The following is an 18,502-nucleotide window of genomic DNA, read 5'->3' on the forward strand; positions in this document are numbered from 1 at the left end:
GGGGGGCCCGGCCCCCCCCCGCCGCCCACCACTGCGAACAGGATCAGAGCCCGAGACCGCGAGCGATCAGCATCCGCTGCACCTCGGACGTGCCCTCGCCGACCTCGAGGATCTTCGCGTCCCGGTAGAACCGGCCCACCGCGGACTCGTTCATGAAGCCGTACCCCCCGTGCACCTGGGTGGCGTACCGGCTGTTCTCCATCGCGGCGTTGCTGGCGTTCAGCTTGGCGATCGCCGCGTACCGCTTGAAGTCCGCGCCGGCCAGCATCCGGGCGGCCGCGTCGTAGTAGCCGAGCCGGGCCACGTGCGCCCGCATGTCCATGTCGGCGATCAGGAACTGCACGGCCTGGTTGTCACCGATCGGCCGGCCGAACGCGGTGCGCTGCTTCGCGTACGCCACCGACTCGTCCACGCAACCCTGTGCCAGTCCCACCGCCAGCGCCGCGATCGCGATCCGGCCCTCGTCAAGGATCCGCAGGAACTGGGCGAGACCCCGGCCGCGCTCCCCGAGCAGATTGGCGGCCGGCACCCGCACCTCGTCGAACGACAGCTCATGAGTGTCCGAGGCGCACCAGCCGACCTTCGAGTACTGCGGCGCCACGGTGAACCCCGGCGTGCCCGACGGCACGATGATGGTGGACAACTCCTTGCTGCCGTCGGGGTTGCGCCCGGTCACCGCCATCACCGTGACCAGGCAGGTGATGTCGGTGCCGGAATTCGTGATGAACGCCTTCGTCCCGTTGATCACCCACTCGCCGGTCGCCTCGTCGAGCACCGCCCGGGTCGTGGTGCCGGCCGCGTCGGAGCCGGTGCCGGGCTCGGTCAGGCCGAACCCGGCGAGGGCCTCCCCACTCGTCAGCCGGGGCAGCCAGCGCTCCTTCTGCTCGTCGGTCCCGTACCGATAGATCGGCATCGCACCGAGGGAGACCGCCGCCTCCAGGGTGACCGCCACCGAGCTGTCCACTCTGGCCAGTTCCTCGAGCGCGACACAGAGCGCGAAGTAGTCGCCGCCCATGCCGCCGAACCGTTCGTCGAAGGGCAGGCCGAAAAGACCCATCTTGCCCATTTGGCGCACGATCTCGTAGGGGAAGGTCTCGCGCTCGTAGTGCTCGGCGATCACCGGAGCGACCTGCTCCCGCGCGAACTGGCGCACGCTGACGCGCAGCTCCTCGTACTCGTCGCCGAGCCGGAAGTCGACCATGACGAAGCCTCTCTCTACACAGGAGTGACGCCGTGCCGGCGCCGGGAGAACGCGCGATCCCGGCCGCGGGCCGCGGCGAACCGCCTGACCAGCTCCGCTCGCAGATCGGCCGGCTCGACGACGGTGTCCACGACGAGCTCACTGGCCAGGCGCATGATGTCGATGTCGCGCTCGTACTCGGCGCGGCGGTCGGCGACGAAGGCGGCCCGTTCCTCCGGGTCCTCGATCGCCGCGATCTTGTTGGCGTAGACCGCGTTCACCGCGGCCTCGGCGCCCATCACCGCGATCTTCGCGGTGGGCAGGGCGATCGTGGCGTCCGGGTCGAAGCCGGGGCCGGCCATGGCGTAGAGACCGGCACCGTACGCCTTCCTGACCACCACGCAGATCTTGGGCACCGTGGCCTCGGAGATCGCCGTGATCATCTTGGCGCCGTGCCGGATGATGCCCTGCTTCTCGACGGCCGTGCCGACCATGAAACCGGGCACGTCGGAGAGGAAGAGCAGCGGCACGTTGAAGGCGTCGCAGAGCTGCACGAACCGGGCGGCCTTGTCGGCCGAGTCGACGAAGAGCACGCCGCCCTTGAACATCGAGTTGTTGCCGACCACGCCGACCACCTCGCCGTTCAGGCGGGCGAACCCGACGGTCAGCTCACGGGCCCAGAGGGCGTGGATCTCGAAGTACGAGTTCTCGTCGACAAGCCCCTTGACGTACCTCCGCATGTCGAAGGCCTGGCGCTCGCTCGCCGGGACCAGCGCGGCGAGATCCCCCTTGCCCGCCTCGGCGGCGGCAGCCGACGGCGGCTGCTGCGTCCAGTTGGCCGGCAGGTACGACAGATAGTTCCGCACCACGTCGAGCGCCTCGCGCTCGGTCTTGCAGAGGAAGTGGCCGACGCCGGACTCGGTGCAGTGCACCCGGGCGCCACCCATCGCCTCCAGCGTCGTCTTCTCCCCGGTGACCATCTCGACCATCCGGTCGGAGCCCAGGTACATGCTGGCGTTGCCCTCGACCATGGCGACTACGTCGCAGAAGGCCGGGATGTAGGCGCCGCCCGCGGCGGACGGGCCGAAGAGCGCGCAGACCTGGGGGATCGACCCGGAGGCACGGACCTGGGTGTGGAAGATCTTCCCGGCGCCGCGACGGCCGGGGAAGAGGTCGATCTGGTCGGTGATCCGGGCACCGGCCGAGTCGACCAGGTAGACCATGGGTACGGCCTCCCGGTACGCCCGCTCGATGATCCGGACGATCTTCTCGACCGTCCGGGCGCCCCAGGAGCCGGCCTTGACCGTCGAATCGTTCGCCATGACACAGACGTCCCGGCCGTCGATCCGCCCGGACCCGGTGATCACGCCGTCGGCGGGCAGGCCCTCGGCCAGACTGTTCGCGTAGAGGCCGTCCTCGACGAACGTGCCCTCGTCGATCAGCAGTGCGATCCGCTCCCGGGCGAACAGCTTGCCCTTGGCGGCGTTGGCGTCGTGGTACCGCTCGGCGCCGCCGGCGAGCACCCGCTTGCGCACTGCCGCGAGCGCGTCGCTGTCCATGCGTTCCCTCCGCATCCCGGCGAGCTCGCCGGCCTTAACGGTCGTTAGAACTTAACGAGCGTTAGGCTAGCCCATCGGCGCACCCGGCGGCAACGCACGAACGGGAGCCCCCGCAAGTCGCGGAAGCTCCCGTTCGTCCTGACTACGACCAGCGCTGTGGAGGAGCGCCGGCCGCGTTTCAGCGCAGGCTGTTCAGCAGGCCGAAACCGGTGAGGCGGCTCAGCGTGGTGTTCTCCGAGGTGCGGCCACCGTTGCCGTCGCCGTACGCGGCCGGAGCCTCGTCGCCGTAACCGTCGTCCATGACGTCGGTCGGCTCCTCCACAGCGTCGGGGGCCTCGTCGCCGTAACCGTCGTCCATGACGTCGGCCGGGGCCTCGTCGCCGTAACCGGCGTCGTCGGGCAGCTCGCCGGCGTCGCCACGGACGTCACGGTCGTGGTCCTTCGGGCCGTAGCCGGCGTTGTCGCCCTTGACGTCACCGCCGGGGGCCGCCGGGCCCTCGTTGTCGCCCTTGACGTCCTGGACGTCCTGGACGTCCTTGCCGCCCTTCACGTCGGTACCGATGACGTTGGCGCAGTTGGCGCTGCTGTGCGAGGCACCGAGGAACGACAGCGAGTTGCCGCAGACGTTGATCGGGACGGTGACCGGCGCGCCGTAGTGGCCGCCGCCGAGAATCCCCAGGTGGCCGACGCCGCCCTGGTGGATGTCGTGCCAGTCGCCGCCGTGGCCAGACTTGTCACCGCCCGCGTGGTGGCTGCCGAAGTGGCCGGCCGTCGGGGCGATGTGCCCACCCGGGACGAAGTTCCCGATCCCGTGGTTGCCGCCCAGGCTGTGCGCACCCGGCACGAGGCTGCCCATGCCGTGCCCACCCGGCACGAAGTGGCCGGCGCCGTGGTTGCCCAGCACGTGGCTGCTGCCGAGGCTGGACCGGGAGCCGGTGCCGTGGGCCAGGTTGTGCGCCATGTTCCCGACGGTGTTGTTGCCCAGCAGGTGGCTGCTGCCGTCACTGGACCGGGAGCCGGTGCCGTGGGCCAGGTTGTGCGCCATGTTCCCGACGGTGTTGTTGCCCAGCAGGTGCGTACCGGTGCCGTGGTTGCCCGGCAGGTAGTTGCTGGCACCGTGGTTGCCCAGCACGTGGGTACCGGCACCGTGGTTGCCGAGCACGTGGTGGCTGGCACCGTGGTTGCCCAGCATGTGGCTGCCGGAACCGTGGTTGCCCAGCATGTTGTTGCCGCCGAGGTTGCCCAGCACGTGGCTGCTGCCCAGCGCGTGGCTGCTGCTGAGGCCGGACCGGGCACCGGTGCCGTGGGCCAGGTTGTGCGCCATGTCGCCGACGGCGTTGTTGCCGAGCAGGTTGCTGCCGCTCTCCTGCCGGACCGACTGCCCGCCCTGGTCGGGGCCGGCCTGAGCGGCAGCGGCGGGAGCGAGCAGCAGGGCGCCGGCGGCGAGCACACCGATGCTGAGAGTCTTACGAACCCACGTCTTCTTCATCAGGTAAGAAATGCCTTTCACGAATGGTCAGCAATGAATTTCCGCGTACTCAATTGCTTGGTCCTGGAACCTTGAATCCGGGCGCAGCGGTGCCCCGGCTCTTCTCGTGGTCTGACCCCACCTCTCGGCGAACGCCCGTGGCGCATCGATGAGCTGTGGTGCGGTGATGTGCTGCCCGAGCCGTCGGCCGATTCGCCGCCTGTGCGCAAGCGGTTCAGGAATCGTGACCCGGACACTCGGCGTCGAACGCCGGCGTGCGGGTGGCGGCAGCAAGCCGCCGATCCATCACTAGTCAGGTGAGACGGTCGGTTCACCGGCATCGTGCTGCCGGACCTCGACATCGTTCGCGACCGGGGACCGGTGGTCGGCCACCGCGCCGCTCGCGACCCGAGCCGGAAGAACGGCCACCGGGCCGTACTCCGGGGACGGTCCCGGCCCGCTGGCCGGGATGCCGCTGACTGTCCCGAGGTTCATCCGCGCCGGGGTGGGCCCGTCGTCGACGGGCGCCTCCTCGCGGACCGTCTCCGTGGTGGCCGGCCGGGCGGCCGGGACACGACGGTGGACAGTGGACCGGGACGCGGCCTTCGCGTGCCGGGCCGGCGACAAGCCGGCCGGAGCACGGTGGGCCCTGATGCTGTGATTCGCCGAGACGTGCGCCGCCGCCCGGGTGGCCGGCCGGACGTCACCGGCGGCCGTCGGCCGCACAGGTTCGGTCGCGGCGGCCGGGGCCGCGGAGTCTTCGGCCGGGGACGGCACGGCCACCGGCGGAAGGTCCGCCTCGGCGGCCGGCTTCGCCGGCTCGGTCACGGGTTCCGTGGCGTCGTCCGCCGGTTCGGGCCGCGTCCGGTCACCCTGCTCGCCGGCGCTGGTACGCGCGGGAGCGGGCTTCGTGCGCGGTTCCGTACCCTGCGGGTCCGCGTCGATCACGGTTCCGTAGTACGTCTCGTCGGGCAACTCCACCGGCCGGGACAGCATCCGCTCCGCTGTCGTGAGGATCGACGCCACGACGCGCCGGTGGATTTTCGGTGCGGACTCGTACTCCAGCGGCTGGACGGCCGCCTGCAGGAGTTCGCCGACCAAGGGTTCGTTGCCGGACACCGGCGCGACACTGTGCGACATGGACTCGGACAGCGAGCCGGCGGGCTCGACGTCGTGGTCCGCGGCGTGTGCGGCGGTGCCGGTGAACAGCCAGGCCACTCCGGCCAGGCCACCGATGACCAGTGCACGCAGGACCCACCGTGAGCCGGCGTGTCCTGCGCGGCGCTCCGGACGCCGCTCCACCCCCTGGCTCGGGGGCGGCATGAGCGTGGAGCTGCCGGCAGGGATCGACCGGGACAGGCGTGCCGTGCGCGTCGGGCGCTCGACCTCCCAGCCCGTCATGATCACCCCTCGTCGTCGACGCCGGCCGTTGGCTGCACCGCCCTGAACCTGTGCGAACAAGGCGATATTGGCCACTCGGTATTGGTAACGACGCGAGCGAACGAGAAGTCACGCGGACAAAAAGGAAAAATGGTCGCAGGGAAAGGGCTTCGAAATCACGCCAGCCGGGTACGCGGCCCGGCTCGCAGAACACCCGACGGAAGTTGCCGGCCGACCACCTGTTCGGCCAGTTCAGCCGCTTCCAGAAGACGATCCAGGTCGATTCCGGTGTCGATGCCCATGTCGTGCAGCATGTGGACGACCTCCTCGGTGGCGACGTTCCCCGAGGCGCCCGGCGCGTACGGGCAGCCGCCGAGCCCGCCCGCACTGGCGTCGAACTCGGTCACCCCGAGATCCAGCGCGGTCAGGATGTTCGCCAGGCCCGTACCCCTGGTGTTGTGGAAGTGCAGCAGGTCCGGCCGCACCTCGGCGAGAAGGTCACGCACCCGGCGCGGGGTCGCCATGCCCGTCGTGTCGCCGAAGGCGATGCGGTCCGCGCCGTCCGCACGCACACGCGCCACGATCGCCGCCACCCGCCCGGGGTCGACATCTCCCTCGAAGGGGCAGCCGAAACTGGTCGCGACGATCACCTCCAGCGTCGCGCCCGCCTCGTGGACCAGCGGGATCAGCCCGGCGATGTCGTCCAGCGACTCCTCGGTGGAACGGTTCAAATTGCGCCGGTTGTGCGTGTCACTGGCCGACACCACCACCTCGATCTCCCGGAAACCCGCGGCGATCGCCCGCTGCGCGCCCCGGGTGTTGGGGATCAGCGCCGAGTAGCGCACCTCCGCGTTGTGCCAGGCCTTCGCCCAGACCTCGTCGGCGTCGGCCATCTGCGGAATCGCCTTCGGATGCACGAACGAGACCGCCTCGATGCGCCGCACCCCCGTGCCACTCAGCGCGTCCAGCAACCGGATCTTGTCGGCCGCCGGCACCGGGTCCTCGTTCTGCAGGCCGTCCCGCGGGGCGACCTCACGGATGCTCACCGAAGTCATGACTCACCTCATCCGGGAAACGATGCCGGTGTCGTAGTCGCCGGAACGGAACTCCGGGTTCTCCAGCAGCTCGGCGAAGAACGGCAGGTTGTTCTTGGGACCGGCGATCTCGAAGCCGGACACGGCAGCCCGGGCCTTCGCGATCGCGTCGTCCCGATCGGCGCCGAAAACGATCAGCTTCGCCATCAGCGAGTCGTAGTTCTGGCTGACCGTGTTGCCCGCGGTGTAACCGGAATCCACCCGCACGCCGTCGCCGGAGGGCTCCACCCAGGTGGTGATCGTGCCGGGTCCGGGGAAGAAGCGCTTCGGGTCCTCGGCGTTCACCCGCAATTCGATCGCGTGTCCTGTTTGTCGTTGTTGCAGCGTGGGCTCGTCGCCCGACGCGATCAACAGTTGCTGCTCGACCAGGTCGATGCCGTGGATCAGCTCGGTGATCGGGTGCTCGACCTGGAGCCGGGTGTTCATCTCCAGGAAGAAGAACTGGCCTGTCGCCGGGTCCAGCAGACACTCCACTGTGCCCGCGTTGCGGTAGTTCACCGCCTCACCGGCCGTCACCGCCGCCGCCAGCAGCCGCTCCCGCAACTCCGGGGAGACAGCCGGGGACGGCGCCTCCTCGACCAGCTTCTGATTGCGCCGCTGCACCGAGCACTCCCGCTCGGAAAGGGCCACCACCCGGCCGTCGGCCAGGCCGAGGATCTGCACCTCGACGTGACGCACCCGGGGGAAGAACCGCTCGATCAGCACCGAACCGTCACCGAACATCCGCTCGGCGAAGGAGCGCACCTTCTCGTACTCCTTGCGCAGCTCATCACCGTCACCGGCGACCGCCATGCCCATGCCGCCGCCGCCCGCCGCAGCCTTCACCATCACCGGGAAGCCGATCTCCGCGGCCGCGGCCAGCGCGGCCTCGGCGCTCTCCGCCGGCTCCTGCGAACCCGGCGCGACCGGCACACCGGCGGCAGCCATCAGGTTGCGCGCATTGATCTTGTCACCCATCGCGCTTATCGCGTCGGCGCCTGGTCCGACCCACACCAGGCCGCTGGCCTCGACCGTACGGGCGAAGTCCGCGTTCTCACTCAGGAAACCGTAACCAGGATGGATCGCCTGGGCGCCCGTCGACTTGGCCGCCGCCAGGATCGCCTCGGCGTTGCGGTAACTCAGTGCCGGATTCGCCGGGCCGACACAGACCGCCTCGTCCGCCTCGGCGACGAACGGCAGGTCCGCGTCGGTCTCGGAGTGCACCGCGATGGTCCGGACACCCAGCCGGTTGGCGGTCCGGATGATCCGGCGGGCGATCTCCCCCCGGTTCGCGATGAGCAACGACTCGATCATTCCGCTCCTTTGCGGGTCCGCGCCCTTGTGGGGCGCCCTCGCGGCGCCGCCCGTGGTGCGGCCGGCGCCGGTGACATGTGCGAGTACGTGCGCGCCCGCGGACCGCGCCTGCGGTGCGCGCGGGTCAGTGCCCGGCCAGGGCGTGGATCGTCGCCTCGCGCAGCAGGTCGGCGCGGCGCCGGCGCTCCACCTCGCCACCGAGGAACGGTGTGGAGTTCATCAGGCCGAACGCGGCGTGCGCCAGCACCCGGGCCTCCGGCGCGGCCAGCTCGGGGCGCACCCGGGAGAGCACCGCGACCCACTCCTCGACGTAAAGCCGCTGCAACCGGCGGATCTGCCGGCGCGGCTCGTCGGGCAACCGGTCCAGCTCGTGCAGGTGCAGGGCGATCACGGCCGGGTTGGCGAGCGCGAAGTCCACATGGAAGTCGATCAAGTCGGCGAGTGCCGCCTCGGCGTCCTCCGAGTGGTGGGCCACCCGCTCCCGGCCGCCCGCGAGCAGGCTCTCGCTGACCGGGATCAGCGCGGCGACCAGCATCGCCTCCTTGCCGGCGAAGTGGTGGTAGAGGGCTGGGCCGGTGACGCCGGCAGCGGAACCGATGTCATCCATCGACACACCGTGATAGCCGCGGGAGGCGAACAGGCCGACCGCGATCTCGAGGATCTCGTCGCGGCGAGACCGCCGCCGAGGCGCCGGAGGGGTGGTCCGGTGCTGTTGTTCTACCGTCGTCACCCGGCAACTGTAACCCGACGTCAAGCCCTCACTTAACGGTCGTTCAGCTCTTTTTCGCGTCGCGTGCCCCCGCCAGAAGATCAGTTGCTGTCTGCCGGGCCTGCGCGTCGGGAGCCATCCCGGCCAGCGCCGCCTCCAGCAGTTCGACAGCCTCGTCCGGGTCACCCGACCGGAGCAATGCCTCGGCGAGCATGCAGGTCACCCGATCGGCGTCCTCGGCAGCCCCGATCTCGCGCAGCCGTTCCGGCGCACCGCGCAGATGCGGCACCGCCTCGGCGGCCCGGCCGCGGCGCATCAGCATGTTGCCGACCTCGAAAGCGAAGATCGACCGGCCCCACCGCACGCCCGGTTCCGCGGCCAGTTCCTCGGGGAGTGACGCGTACCTCTCGGTGACCGCGCCGATCAGCTCCTCGGCCGCGGGCACCTCGTCCGCGTAGTTCAGCGCCATCAACCGGCGGCGCAGCACCCGCAGCTCACCGGCCAGGTCACCGGCCTCCCGCAGCGACTGCGCGGCGGCCTGGAACGTCAGCGCCGCCTCCCGGTCGCGATCGAGGTCGTAAAGGAGGCCGCCGGCCTGCTCACCGACCTGTCCCCGCCCGGCCGGGTTGTCCGCCAGCCGCTCGATCAGCTCCCGGTAGACCTCGAGTGCCCGGTCGGTGTCGCCGATCTCCCGGTAGAGCCCGGCCAGGAGGAACCGGCAGTTGTCAGCCGGCTCCTCGGCGCCAAGGCCCACGAAGCCCAGCAGCGCCTCCTCGGCCACCTCGACGGCCTCGGCGGGCCGGCCGGTCGCCTCGTAGGCCAGGGCAAGATCGTGCCGGGCGAACACGCCGGCCTGCTCCTCACCGTGCTCGGCGCAGAGAGCGATCGCCTCCACCAGGTCGTCGACCGCCTCGGCCGGCCGGTCGAGCGCGAGCAGGGCCCGCCCGCGCTGGAGCCGGGCGACGAGTTCCGGACCGGCGATGCCGGCCGCCAGCACCTCGTCGAACGCGGCAACCACCTCGGCCGGATCGTCCGTCAGCTGCCCGACCGTGACGGCCGCGTGCCCGCTCATCCGAGCCGGACCGTGCACCTGGTAGAACTCCCACGCGACCCGCCCCGCCGCCAGCGCCTCCTCGCGCCGATCGGCCGCCACCCGGTTGCGCGCCCGCACCAGAGCATGCCGAGCCAGCCGCCGCCGAGCCGTCCCGTCCCCGCCCGCGCCGCCCTGCCCGCCGGCTGCGATGCCGCCCGCCTCCTCGGACTGCGCGCCGGGTGCGGCGCCGCCTGCCCCATCGCCGGACGCGGCGGATGCCTGACCAGCGGCCGCGCCGGCCTCATCCGCGTTGCCCTCGTCCGCGCCCGCCTCATCCACGGTCGCGCCGGCCAGGGCGTCGGCCCGGTCGCTCGCCTCGTTGGCCGCGGCCGGGTCGCCGAGCACGAGGTACATCGTGGACAGGCGGAGCAGTGCCGCGGCTTGCTCGGCAGGGTCGCCGTGCTCGTCCTGATGAGCGACGTCCGCCAGCACCGCGTCGAGGCCGCCCTCCGGGCTGCCGGCGAGGCCGCGCACCAGCGCGGAGGCGGCCCGCAGCCGGCTTGCCTCCCCCGGCTCCCCGATCGCCTCGAACAGCTCGATGGCCCGCTGCAGCGCCGCGATCTCTGCGTCGGTGTCGTCCCTCGGCTGAAGCCGTCGAGCCCGCGCACGCCAGAACCGGGCCGCAAGACGCGGGTCCATGAACTCGCCCGAACAAGCCGCGGAGCCCGGCTCCGCCTCCGCCGACGCGCCCGAACCAGCCGCGGGACCGGCATCCACCGACCCACCCGAAACAGCCGCACGGGCGGCATCGACCGACCCACCCGAACCAGCGGCACGGGCCGCATCCACCGGTGCACCGAAGCGGGCCTCGATCGCGTCCACGACGGCCGCGAACTCGTCCTCGCGATCGTCGAGCCAGAGCGCGTCCGCGAGATCCAGCAGCTCCTCGGTGGTCGCCGTGCCGGGCATCTCGACCGCCGGGGCCGCCGCGGCCCGGGTAGGGAGTGACGTCCCGGCGGCGGGCGCCGGGACCGGGGCCGGGCGGGCCGTCGGGGAGAGCCGCACCTCGATGCCGTAGGGCGCCTTGTCGATCGTGTCGCGGATCAGGCGGCTCTGATGGTCGGTGCCGTTGCGGGCGTCGAATCGGGCGGCCAGGTCGGTGGCGAACGTGGTGAGCTCGGCGGCCAGCTCCGCGGCCGTGGTGTCTGGTTTGCCCGTGCGGCGGATCGGGGCATCGCCGTGACCGAGTTCGGTGATCCGACGCAGCAGGAGGGCCGAGTCGGCGGCGAACCACATCGCGGCCGACGGCGACGGGGCGCGGTCGAGCCAGTCGATGTGCCGTTGCAGGATCTCCAGGCCGCGGTGCTCGTTGCCGCTGCGGGCACAGAACTCGATGTGGTCGCCGATGCCGCTCAGGTCGGCCAGGTTGTTCCGCTCGATCAGGTAGGACCGGCGGTGCGCATCGGCCGCCTCAGCGGGCCGGCCGGCCAGCAGGTAGGCCACCATGACCTCGCTGAGGATGCTCTGTGGCTGCTCGTTGCAGGAGAGGTGGCCGGCGAGCACCGGTTCGGCGAGTTCGACCGCCTCCGCGTACTTTCCCTGGCCGACCAGGTGGTTGGCGAGCGAGCTGGGGTCGCAGCCGGCGCAGTCGGAGAGCGAGTCGCGCGGGGCGGCCTGCCATTTCTCGAACCAGGCCTGCGCCTCCTCGGTGGCGCCGACGTGGTCGGCGACCAGGTAACGGTGCTTGTAGACCGGCTGCATGCCGTGCCCGGCCTCGCGGTAGCGCCGCTCCATGTCGTCGAGCACCGCGTAGGTCCGAGCCAGCGGCACCTCGGGGAAGTCGGTCATCGAGCTGGCCATGTTCTTGAAGAGCCAGAGCAGGTTGTGCGTCCACTGCCCGTGGTAGTCGGCCGGCTTGCGGTCGAAGTCGGCCACGCACCAGGAGAAGGCCGGGAACGATTTCACCGGCTCGCCGCCGTAGATGTACGCCGTCGTCGCGAACAGTCGTGTGTAGAACGCCAGCGCCGGGTCACCGGCGCCGTCCACCTGCCGCATCACCTGCTCGACCAGGGCGATCTGGGCGGCACCGTACGGCAGGTCCTGTGCCTGGGACAGCAGGTCCCACAGTTCGTCGGCGGTCTTCACGCGGAGGCCTCCCCGGGGACGGCCCGCTCCAGCAGGCCGAGGAACGACGTGGTGAGCAGCGCGGCGTCGGCCGGCCGGATCGGATGGTGGCCGAGCATCAGCGCCTGACCGTAGAGCGTCTCCACGGCGAGGCCGGCCAGCTCGGGGTCGGCGATCGCGGCGATCCGCCGGACCAGCGGGTTGCGATGGTTGAGCACGAGCTGCGGGCGATCGGTCGGCACGGTGCGGGACAGCGCGTCGAGCACCCCGCCCCAGAGATCGTCGGCCTGCTCGCGGCTGCTGGTGAACTCCTCCTGGAAGGCGGCTGCCCGGCTCACCAGGTAGAGCGCGGGCAGGGTGACCGGGTCGAACGCGCGGATGACGACCTCGCAGCCGAGCCGGTCTAGCCGGCGTTGCGCGGCCGCCAGGAACGGGCGCAGCAACAGCTCGGCCGCCGCGTCGACGGGCAGCAGCCGGGTGGTCAGGTCGGACGGGTCGAGCCGCTCGGCGCGCACGTCCGGGTCGAGGGCGGCGAGCCGCTCGATCAGCTCGGCGTCGTAGACGTAGCCGCCGTTGATCAGCGCCACGTCCTGCGCGCCTGCCACGGCGGCGAGCTGCCGGAACTCGTCGTCGGTCGACGCGTACCGCAGGACGCCGTGCCGGGCGTGGAACTCGGCGAGGGTGACCTCGCCCATGTTGGTCTGCATCGGGTACCACTGCTCGACCAGGCGCAGCATCTCGTCGTCGTGCAGGGCCAGCGATTTCACACCGAGATGGTGGATCCGCAGGAACTCCGCGAGGCGGCGCGGGTCGGTCGCGGACAGCCGAACCAGCCAGCCACGCAGCTGGTCGGCGATGGCGTCCCGGGTCTCGGCGAGCTGGCCGTCGTCGTAGAGCGCCTCCCGGCTCGCGGTCGGCCGCAGCTCGCTGCTGTCCACCACGCAGCGGGCGAAAAACGCCCACTCGGGGAGCAGCCCCTCGACGCGCTCGGAGAGCAGCATTCGTTTCAGGTAGACCCGGTGACCGCCGCGGTTGGCCGGGTTGACCGGGGTGGGCAGCACGAATGCGACGCCGCTGAGGCCTGCGGCCGGCACATCCAGGTCGATCACGTCGAACGGGCGGAAGCCGAGCGTGCTCTCCGCGTAGGCGAACCGATCGGCACGTGACTGCTCCCAGGGCGGGGCGCCGCCGGTCACCGCGTGGCCGTCGACGGTCACGGCGACCGGGAGCAGGGAGCCGTAGAGGGTGGCGAGCTCGGCCACCGTCGTACCCCTGAGGAACTGTTCGGCGCCGCGCCGCGGCAGGAGGGTGACAGTGGTCCCCGGCTCGCGGTCCGGCCCGGGACGCACCTCGTAGCGGCCGTCGGAGTGCCCGGTCCAGAGGACCGCGGGCGCGTCGCCCCGGCGGGTGTGCACCCGGATCTCGTCGGCGACCATGAAGCAGGAGAGCAGGCCGATGCCGAACTGGCCGAGGAACTCGTGCCGGGCGAAACCCAGCTCGTCGCGTTTGGAACTGCGGCCGATCGTCGCGAGCAACTCGTGCACCTGCGCCTCGGTGAGACCGATGCCGTTGTCGCTGATCCGCAGGCCGTCCCCGGTGACGATCTCCACCCGGCCGGCGTGATCGGGACCGACCGCGGTGATCGCGTCGACGGCGTTCTGCAGAAGCTCACGGATGTAGACGCGGGGGCTCGCGTAGAGGTGGTGGCTGAGCAGGTCGACGATGCCCCGGAGATCGACCTGGAACGTGTTGCTCACGATCGAGCACGCTACCGGGCGGCACCGACAGAAACGGTGGCGCGCCCGGCAGCGCGTCTCAGCTGAGGCCGCCCGGCTCCGCGCCGCGGGCGATCGGGGCGCGGACCAGGTTGCCCCATTCCGTCCAGGAACCGTCGTAGTTGCGGACCTGCGGGTATCCGAGCAGGTGGTGCAGCACGAACCAGGTGTGCGACGACCGCTCGCCGATCCGGCAGTACGCGATGATGTCGTCCCCGGACTCCAGTCCGAGCTCGTCGGCGTAGATCTTGACGAGTTCGTCGTGCGGCTTGAAGGAGCCGTCGTCGTTCGCCGCCGACTTCCACGGCTTGCTGACCGCGCCCGGGATGTGGCCGCCGCGCAGCGCACCCTCCTGCGGGTACGCCGCCATGTGGGTGAGTTCGCCGGTGTACTCCTGCGGCGAGCGCACGTCGACGAGCGGCCGGCCACTCGCGATGTGTCCCATCACCTGGTCGCGGAAGGCCCGGATCTCGGCGTCGTTGCGGACCGGCACCGGGTACTGCGCGGCCGGCCGGACCGTCTTGTCCCGGGTCAGCGTGCGGCCCTCGGCTGCCCACTTCTGCCGCCCGCCGTCGAGCAGCCGCACGTCGCGGTGACCGAAGAGACTGAAGACCCAGAGGGCGTACGCCGCCCACCAGTTGAAGTTGTCCCCGTAGAAGACGATCGTGTCGTCGCGGCCGATGCCCTTCGCCTCGCACATCGCGGCGAACGCGGCCGGGTCCAGGTAGTCCCGGGTGAGCTGGTCGTTCAGCTCGAGGTGCCAGTCGACCTTCACCGCACCCGGGATGTGCCCGGTGTCGTAGAGCAGCACGTCCTCGTCCGACTCGACGACGACCAGGCCGGGCGTGTCCAGGTTCGCGGCGAGCCACTCGGTGGTGACCAGTTTGTCGGGATGCGCATAGGCCTGAAGCGCCTGCGCCGGATCGTTCGGTACGGACATGGTTGTCACGCTAGCGCTTTCCGGCCCGTCCGGTTTCGGACCCGGCACGGACGACACGGAGATTCGACGGTGACGTCGGAACGGTTTCGTTCTATGATCACCGCGATCGATCAACACCGCCCCTCGTCCGGCCCATCGGCACGCTGGTTCGCCGCGAAAGGTGACGACATTGCATCTGTCCTGGCTGGCGCGGGTCGGCCTCACCCTTCTTGTCACCGGCACGACCACCGCCGTGGCCGGGCCGGCCGAGGCTGCGTCCTTCAGTTACGCGACCGCCGGCACCACGAAGGTCAACTTTGAGGCGGACCACGGCGCCAAGAACGCCGTGGTGATCACCCGGTCCGGGCGGGCCGTCACCATCGACGACCGGGTGCGCCTCAAGCCCGGTAAGGGCTGCAAGCAGGTCAAGGGCGACAAGACCCGGGTGCGCTGCACCACGAAGAAGACGCCCACGGCCGTGTCCGTCAAGGTCCACGATCGCAACGACTCGGTGGTCAACAAGAGTGACCTGCGGCTGGTCGCGGTGGGCGGCCCCGGCCACGACAAACTGGTCGGCGGGCCGAAGGCGGACGTGCTCCAGGGCGACGACAACTGGTGCGACACCAGGTCCAAGCACGGCAACGACAAGATCTACGGCGGTGCCGGGAACGACAAGATCTACGCCGACGACGGCGCCGATTACGTCTCCGCGGGCAACGGCAACGACACTGTGCACGGTGACAGCGAGTGCGTCAGCCACCGCAACTACCCGGGCAACGACGTCCTCCACGGTGGTAGCGGCAACGACAGCCTGTTCGGCGCGGCCCGCGACGACAAGCTGTACGGCGGCCACGGCCACGACTTCATCGCCGGATCGACCGGCCGCGACCGCCTCGAAGGCGGCGCCGGGAACGACCAGCTCTACGGCGACGTGAACGACCGTTCCGCAGTGGCCGATGTGATCCTCGGCGGGTCCGGCCGGGACTGGGCGGACTACGGCGCCTACAAGAAGGCCGTCACCGTCGATCTGGACGGTGCGAGCGGCGACGACGGCGCGCCGGGCGAGCGCGACACGGTCGGTGCCGACGTCGAGATCCTCACCGGCGGTTACGGCAACGACCGCCTCGTCGGCAACGCCGCCGCCAATGAGATCAACGGCTGGGGCGGTCACGACGTCATCCACGGCCGTGGCGGCAACGACCAGCTCAACGGCTGGGACGGCAACAACAAGGTCTACGGCGAGGAGGGCGCCGACACCCTCACCACCTATTCGGGCGCCGGCCACCTCGACGGCGGGCCGAGCAACGACATCTGCTCGTCGAACCCCGCCTTCACGCTGGTCGGCTGCGAAGAGCTGCGGCCCTGGTGATTCAGGGCGGGTATTCGTCGACCCCGACGTCGAGCGAGTTCAGCACGTGACCGGCGACCCGGCGGTGCCCGCCCTCGGATGTCGTTGCCGCCGGCCGCGAAGCTGACCAGATCGGGCCGCATGTCCAGGGTCGGCTCGAGCTGCTCGGCGAGCACCTGGTCGAACAACCGGCCGCGGATCGCGAGGTTCGCGTACTGGAAGGCCGGGCCGATCTCGACGGCCAGGCGGGTGGCGACCAGGTCGGCCCATCCCCGCGTGACCCGATTGCGACAGCCGGTGCCCCTTGTGGACATCACGGGTGTAATCACCGCGGCCCTCGGGTAACCGATCCGTAACTGCGACGGAGGGGCGGGTGGCATGGTCAGACTGGTCGCGGACGCGATGACCCGGCAGGTCGTCTACCTTCCCGAGGACACCACGCTCGACGAGGCCGCGCAGGCCATGCGTGACCAGGGCATCGGCGACGTCGTGGTGACACACGGCCCGACCATGGCCGGGATCGTGACCGATCGCGACATCGTGGTGCGGGCCGTCGCCGAGCAGCTGCCGCCGGCGACCACGACGCTCGGCGACGTCGCCACCCGTGAACTGATCATGATCGAGCAGAGCGCCACAGTGGAGGAGGCGGTACGCGCCATGCGCAGCCGTGGCGTACGCCGCCTGCTCGTCTGCGACGCGGACCGCAACGTGGTCGGCATCCTCAGCCTGAGTGATGTGGCCCTCCTGCCCACGTCCACCGCGGCGTAGAGGTTCCCCGCGTAGGGTCGGACCTGTGACTGACATGCCACCCAAGCTCGCCGAGATCGTCGATGAGTTCGCCTCCGCACCGCGCGAGGTCGTTCTCGAGATGCTGCTGGAGTTCGCGGACGCCGTGCCGCCGCTGCCCGGGTCGCTGGCCGGCCACGAGGGCATGGAACAGGTGCCGGAGTGCCAGACCCAGTTCTTCCTCAAGGCCGTGGTGCAACCCGACCGGACCGTGACGACCCACTTCGACTGCCCGCCGGAGGCGCCCACCACCCGCGCGTTCGCCGGCATCCTCGCCGAAGGGCTGGCCGGGGCGGACGCCGAGGAGGTCCTGGGCGTACCCGATGATCTCTATGCCCGGATGGGTCTCACGCAGGCCATCAGCCCGCTGCGGATCCGCGGCGGCACGGCCATCCTGGGCCGGCTCAAGCGGCAGGTCGCCGAACAGGTGGCCGGCGCGAAGGCGGAGTGAGTGGACATCCAGGTCTGGTCCGACGTCGTGTGCCCGTGGTGCTGGATCGGCAAGCGGCGGCTGGAGAAGGCCGTCGCGACGTTCGGCGGCTCGATCACCGTGACCTACCGGGCCTACCAGCTCGACGCCGGCCCGGTCCCCGAACCACTGCCGATCAAGCAGGTGATGGCCGCCAAGTTCGGCGGGGCGGCCCGCGCCGAGCAGATGTTCGCCCATGTCACCTCGATCGCGGCCACTGAGGGCCTGACCCTGGACTTCGACCGGGCGATCGCCGCCAACACGTTCGCGGCGCACCGGCTGATCGCCTGGGCAGCCCTGCGCGAACGGCAGGCCGACATGCTCGAGGCACTCCAGGTCGCGCACTTCTCCGGCGGCGTCGACATCGGCTCACTGCCGGCGCTCGCCGCGGTCGCCGGCTCGATCGGGCTCGACCCGGCCGACGCCCTGGCCCACCTGGAATCGGAGGCCGGCAGTGCCGCCGTCCGGACCGACCTGGCGGAGGCGCGCGAGCTCGGGATCACGAGCGTGCCGACCTTCGTGATCGACGGGAAGTACGCGGTGCAGGGCGCACAGGAGCCGGCGACGCTTCTTGCCGCCTTCGAGGAGATCGCCCGCCGAGAGGCCGTCGTCTGACGAGGTCGCCGGTTCTCACCCTCGGCGGCCGCGCTTTCGACGCTGCTCATGGGGTCGCCGCACTTCCGGTGCCGCCCATGCGTCGCCGCACTTCCGGTGCCGCCCATGCGTCGCTGCGCGTCGATGTTGTTTCACGTGGAACGACATCGAGCATCGTGACTATCCTGCTTCGCGGGCCAGTCCGTCGATCACCACGGCGCCGGGCAGCGCCCCGAGGGCCGGGCCGGCGATCGCGATCTTGCTCTGCCGCACGCCGGAGCCGATGATCACGTGCGGTGTGGCCACCACCCGGGAGTCGACCAGAATCGGCCACGATGCGGGCAGGCCGATCGGGGTGATCCCGCCGTACTCCATGCCGGTCAGCGACACCGCCTCGTCCATCGGCGCGAAACTCGCCTTCCGCACGTCCAGGTGCTTGCGCACGACGCCGTTCACGTCGGCCCGGGTGGTCGCCAGCACGATGCATGCGGCGTACCGGGTGACGTCGCCCCGGCGGCCGGCAACGATGACGCAGTTGGCGGACTCGGCGAGCGCCACACCGTACGCCTCGCAGAAAGCGGCGGTGTCCGCCAGGCCCGGGTCGATCGGCGCGACGAGCACCTGGTCGGCGTCGATCGGCGCCTCAACCGGCCAGACCTCCAGGGCCTTCGCGACCGGTGCGGCGAGCAGATCCAGGCGGGACTGTGCGGATTCGGTCTGCAGACTTCCCAACATGTCAGTAATCCTCGTCCCGGCCGGCCGGGACCCCGT

Annotated in this window: 16 protein-coding genes; 4 read left to right on the top strand and 12 right to left on the bottom strand. The window is 70.9% G+C overall.

Annotated elements, in window-relative coordinates:
* Positions 1 to 43: 43 nt before the first annotated feature.
* From LPA41_RS38885 to LPA41_RS38930, 10 genes are all read right to left on the bottom strand, one after another.
* The gene (locus LPA41_RS38885; RefSeq protein ID WP_229076507.1) at positions 44 to 1,201 is read right to left on the bottom strand and encodes an acyl-CoA dehydrogenase family protein; all 1,158 of its coding nucleotides are present in this window, start codon (positions 1,199 to 1,201) and stop codon (positions 44 to 46) included.
* Positions 1,202 to 1,215: 14 nt separating this feature from the next.
* Positions 1,216 to 2,739, bottom strand: coding sequence for an acyl-CoA carboxylase subunit beta (locus LPA41_RS38890; protein ID WP_229076508.1), 1,524 nt, complete (start codon positions 2,737 to 2,739; stop codon positions 1,216 to 1,218).
* Between the two features lie 178 nt (positions 2,740 to 2,917).
* Positions 2,918 to 4,228, bottom strand: coding sequence for a chaplin family protein (locus LPA41_RS38895; protein WP_229076509.1), 1,311 nt, complete (start codon positions 4,226 to 4,228; stop codon positions 2,918 to 2,920).
* Positions 4,229 to 4,516: 288 nt separating this feature from the next.
* Complete coding sequence (locus LPA41_RS38900; RefSeq protein ID WP_229076510.1) at positions 4,517 to 5,608, bottom strand: hypothetical protein; 1,092 nt, start codon at positions 5,606 to 5,608, stop codon at positions 4,517 to 4,519.
* A 155-nt stretch (positions 5,609 to 5,763) separates the two neighbouring features.
* A complete protein-coding gene (locus LPA41_RS38905) occupies positions 5,764 to 6,642 on the bottom strand; it encodes a hydroxymethylglutaryl-CoA lyase (RefSeq protein WP_229076511.1) in 879 nt (292 codons plus the stop codon).
* Between the two features lie 3 nt (positions 6,643 to 6,645).
* Complete coding sequence (locus LPA41_RS38910) at positions 6,646 to 7,974, bottom strand: acetyl/propionyl/methylcrotonyl-CoA carboxylase subunit alpha (protein WP_229076512.1); 1,329 nt, start codon at positions 7,972 to 7,974, stop codon at positions 6,646 to 6,648.
* A gap of 124 nt (positions 7,975 to 8,098) precedes the next feature.
* On the bottom strand, positions 8,099 to 8,704 hold the full coding sequence (locus tag LPA41_RS38915) for a TetR/AcrR family transcriptional regulator (protein ID WP_229076513.1): 606 nt from the start codon (positions 8,702 to 8,704) through the stop codon (positions 8,099 to 8,101).
* Between the two features lie 43 nt (positions 8,705 to 8,747).
* Positions 8,748 to 11,861, bottom strand: a complete 3,114-nt coding sequence (locus tag LPA41_RS38920; RefSeq protein ID WP_229076514.1) for a tetratricopeptide repeat protein — start codon at positions 11,859 to 11,861, stop codon at positions 8,748 to 8,750.
* Positions 11,858 to 13,597, bottom strand: coding sequence for an HSP90 family protein (locus tag LPA41_RS38925; RefSeq protein ID WP_229076515.1), 1,740 nt, complete (start codon positions 13,595 to 13,597; stop codon positions 11,858 to 11,860). The genes LPA41_RS38920 and LPA41_RS38925 overlap by 4 nt, the downstream gene beginning before the upstream one ends.
* A gap of 58 nt (positions 13,598 to 13,655) precedes the next feature.
* Entirely contained in the window at positions 13,656 to 14,555 is a 900-nt protein-coding gene (locus tag LPA41_RS38930; RefSeq protein WP_229076516.1) for a sulfurtransferase, read from the bottom strand.
* A 169-nt stretch (positions 14,556 to 14,724) separates the two neighbouring features.
* Between LPA41_RS38930 and LPA41_RS38935 the strand changes: the two genes are divergently transcribed.
* Complete coding sequence (locus LPA41_RS38935; protein WP_229076517.1) at positions 14,725 to 15,903, top strand: calcium-binding protein; 1,179 nt, start codon at positions 14,725 to 14,727, stop codon at positions 15,901 to 15,903.
* On the opposite strand, the gene LPA41_RS43470 is transcribed toward LPA41_RS38935, so the two are convergent.
* Positions 15,801 to 16,196, bottom strand: a complete 396-nt coding sequence (locus LPA41_RS43470) for a GDSL-type esterase/lipase family protein (RefSeq protein WP_374238275.1) — start codon at positions 16,194 to 16,196, stop codon at positions 15,801 to 15,803. The two genes, LPA41_RS38935 and LPA41_RS43470, sit on opposite strands and share 103 nt — an antisense overlap.
* Before the next feature lie 64 nt (positions 16,197 to 16,260).
* Here LPA41_RS43470 and LPA41_RS38945 point away from each other — a divergent pair, with 64 nt between their 5' ends.
* Genes LPA41_RS38945 through LPA41_RS38955 form a run of 3 tightly spaced genes read left to right on the top strand, consistent with a single transcriptional unit; the run spans position 16,261 to position 17,752 of the window.
* Positions 16,261 to 16,650 carry a CBS domain-containing protein gene (locus LPA41_RS38945; RefSeq protein WP_229076518.1) on the top strand — a complete coding sequence of 130 codons (390 nt, stop codon included), beginning with the start codon at positions 16,261 to 16,263 and terminating at the stop codon, positions 16,648 to 16,650.
* A gap of 25 nt (positions 16,651 to 16,675) precedes the next feature.
* Complete coding sequence (locus tag LPA41_RS38950; protein ID WP_229076519.1) at positions 16,676 to 17,119, top strand: SufE family protein; 444 nt, start codon at positions 16,676 to 16,678, stop codon at positions 17,117 to 17,119.
* Positions 17,120 to 17,752 carry a DsbA family protein gene (locus LPA41_RS38955; RefSeq protein WP_229076520.1) on the top strand — a complete coding sequence of 211 codons (633 nt, stop codon included), beginning with the start codon at positions 17,120 to 17,122 and terminating at the stop codon, positions 17,750 to 17,752.
* 159 nt (positions 17,753 to 17,911) lie between these two features.
* Here LPA41_RS38955 and LPA41_RS38960 read toward each other — a convergent pair whose 3' ends face one another.
* Positions 17,912 to 18,466, bottom strand: a complete 555-nt coding sequence (locus LPA41_RS38960; RefSeq protein WP_229076521.1) for a YbaK/EbsC family protein — start codon at positions 18,464 to 18,466, stop codon at positions 17,912 to 17,914.
* Positions 18,467 to 18,502 lie beyond the last annotated feature (36 nt).

Origin of the sequence: Actinoplanes sp. DH11 (genome assembly GCF_020873875.1) — a bacterium.
Taxonomy (GTDB): Bacteria; Actinomycetota; Actinomycetes; order Mycobacteriales; family Micromonosporaceae; genus Actinoplanes.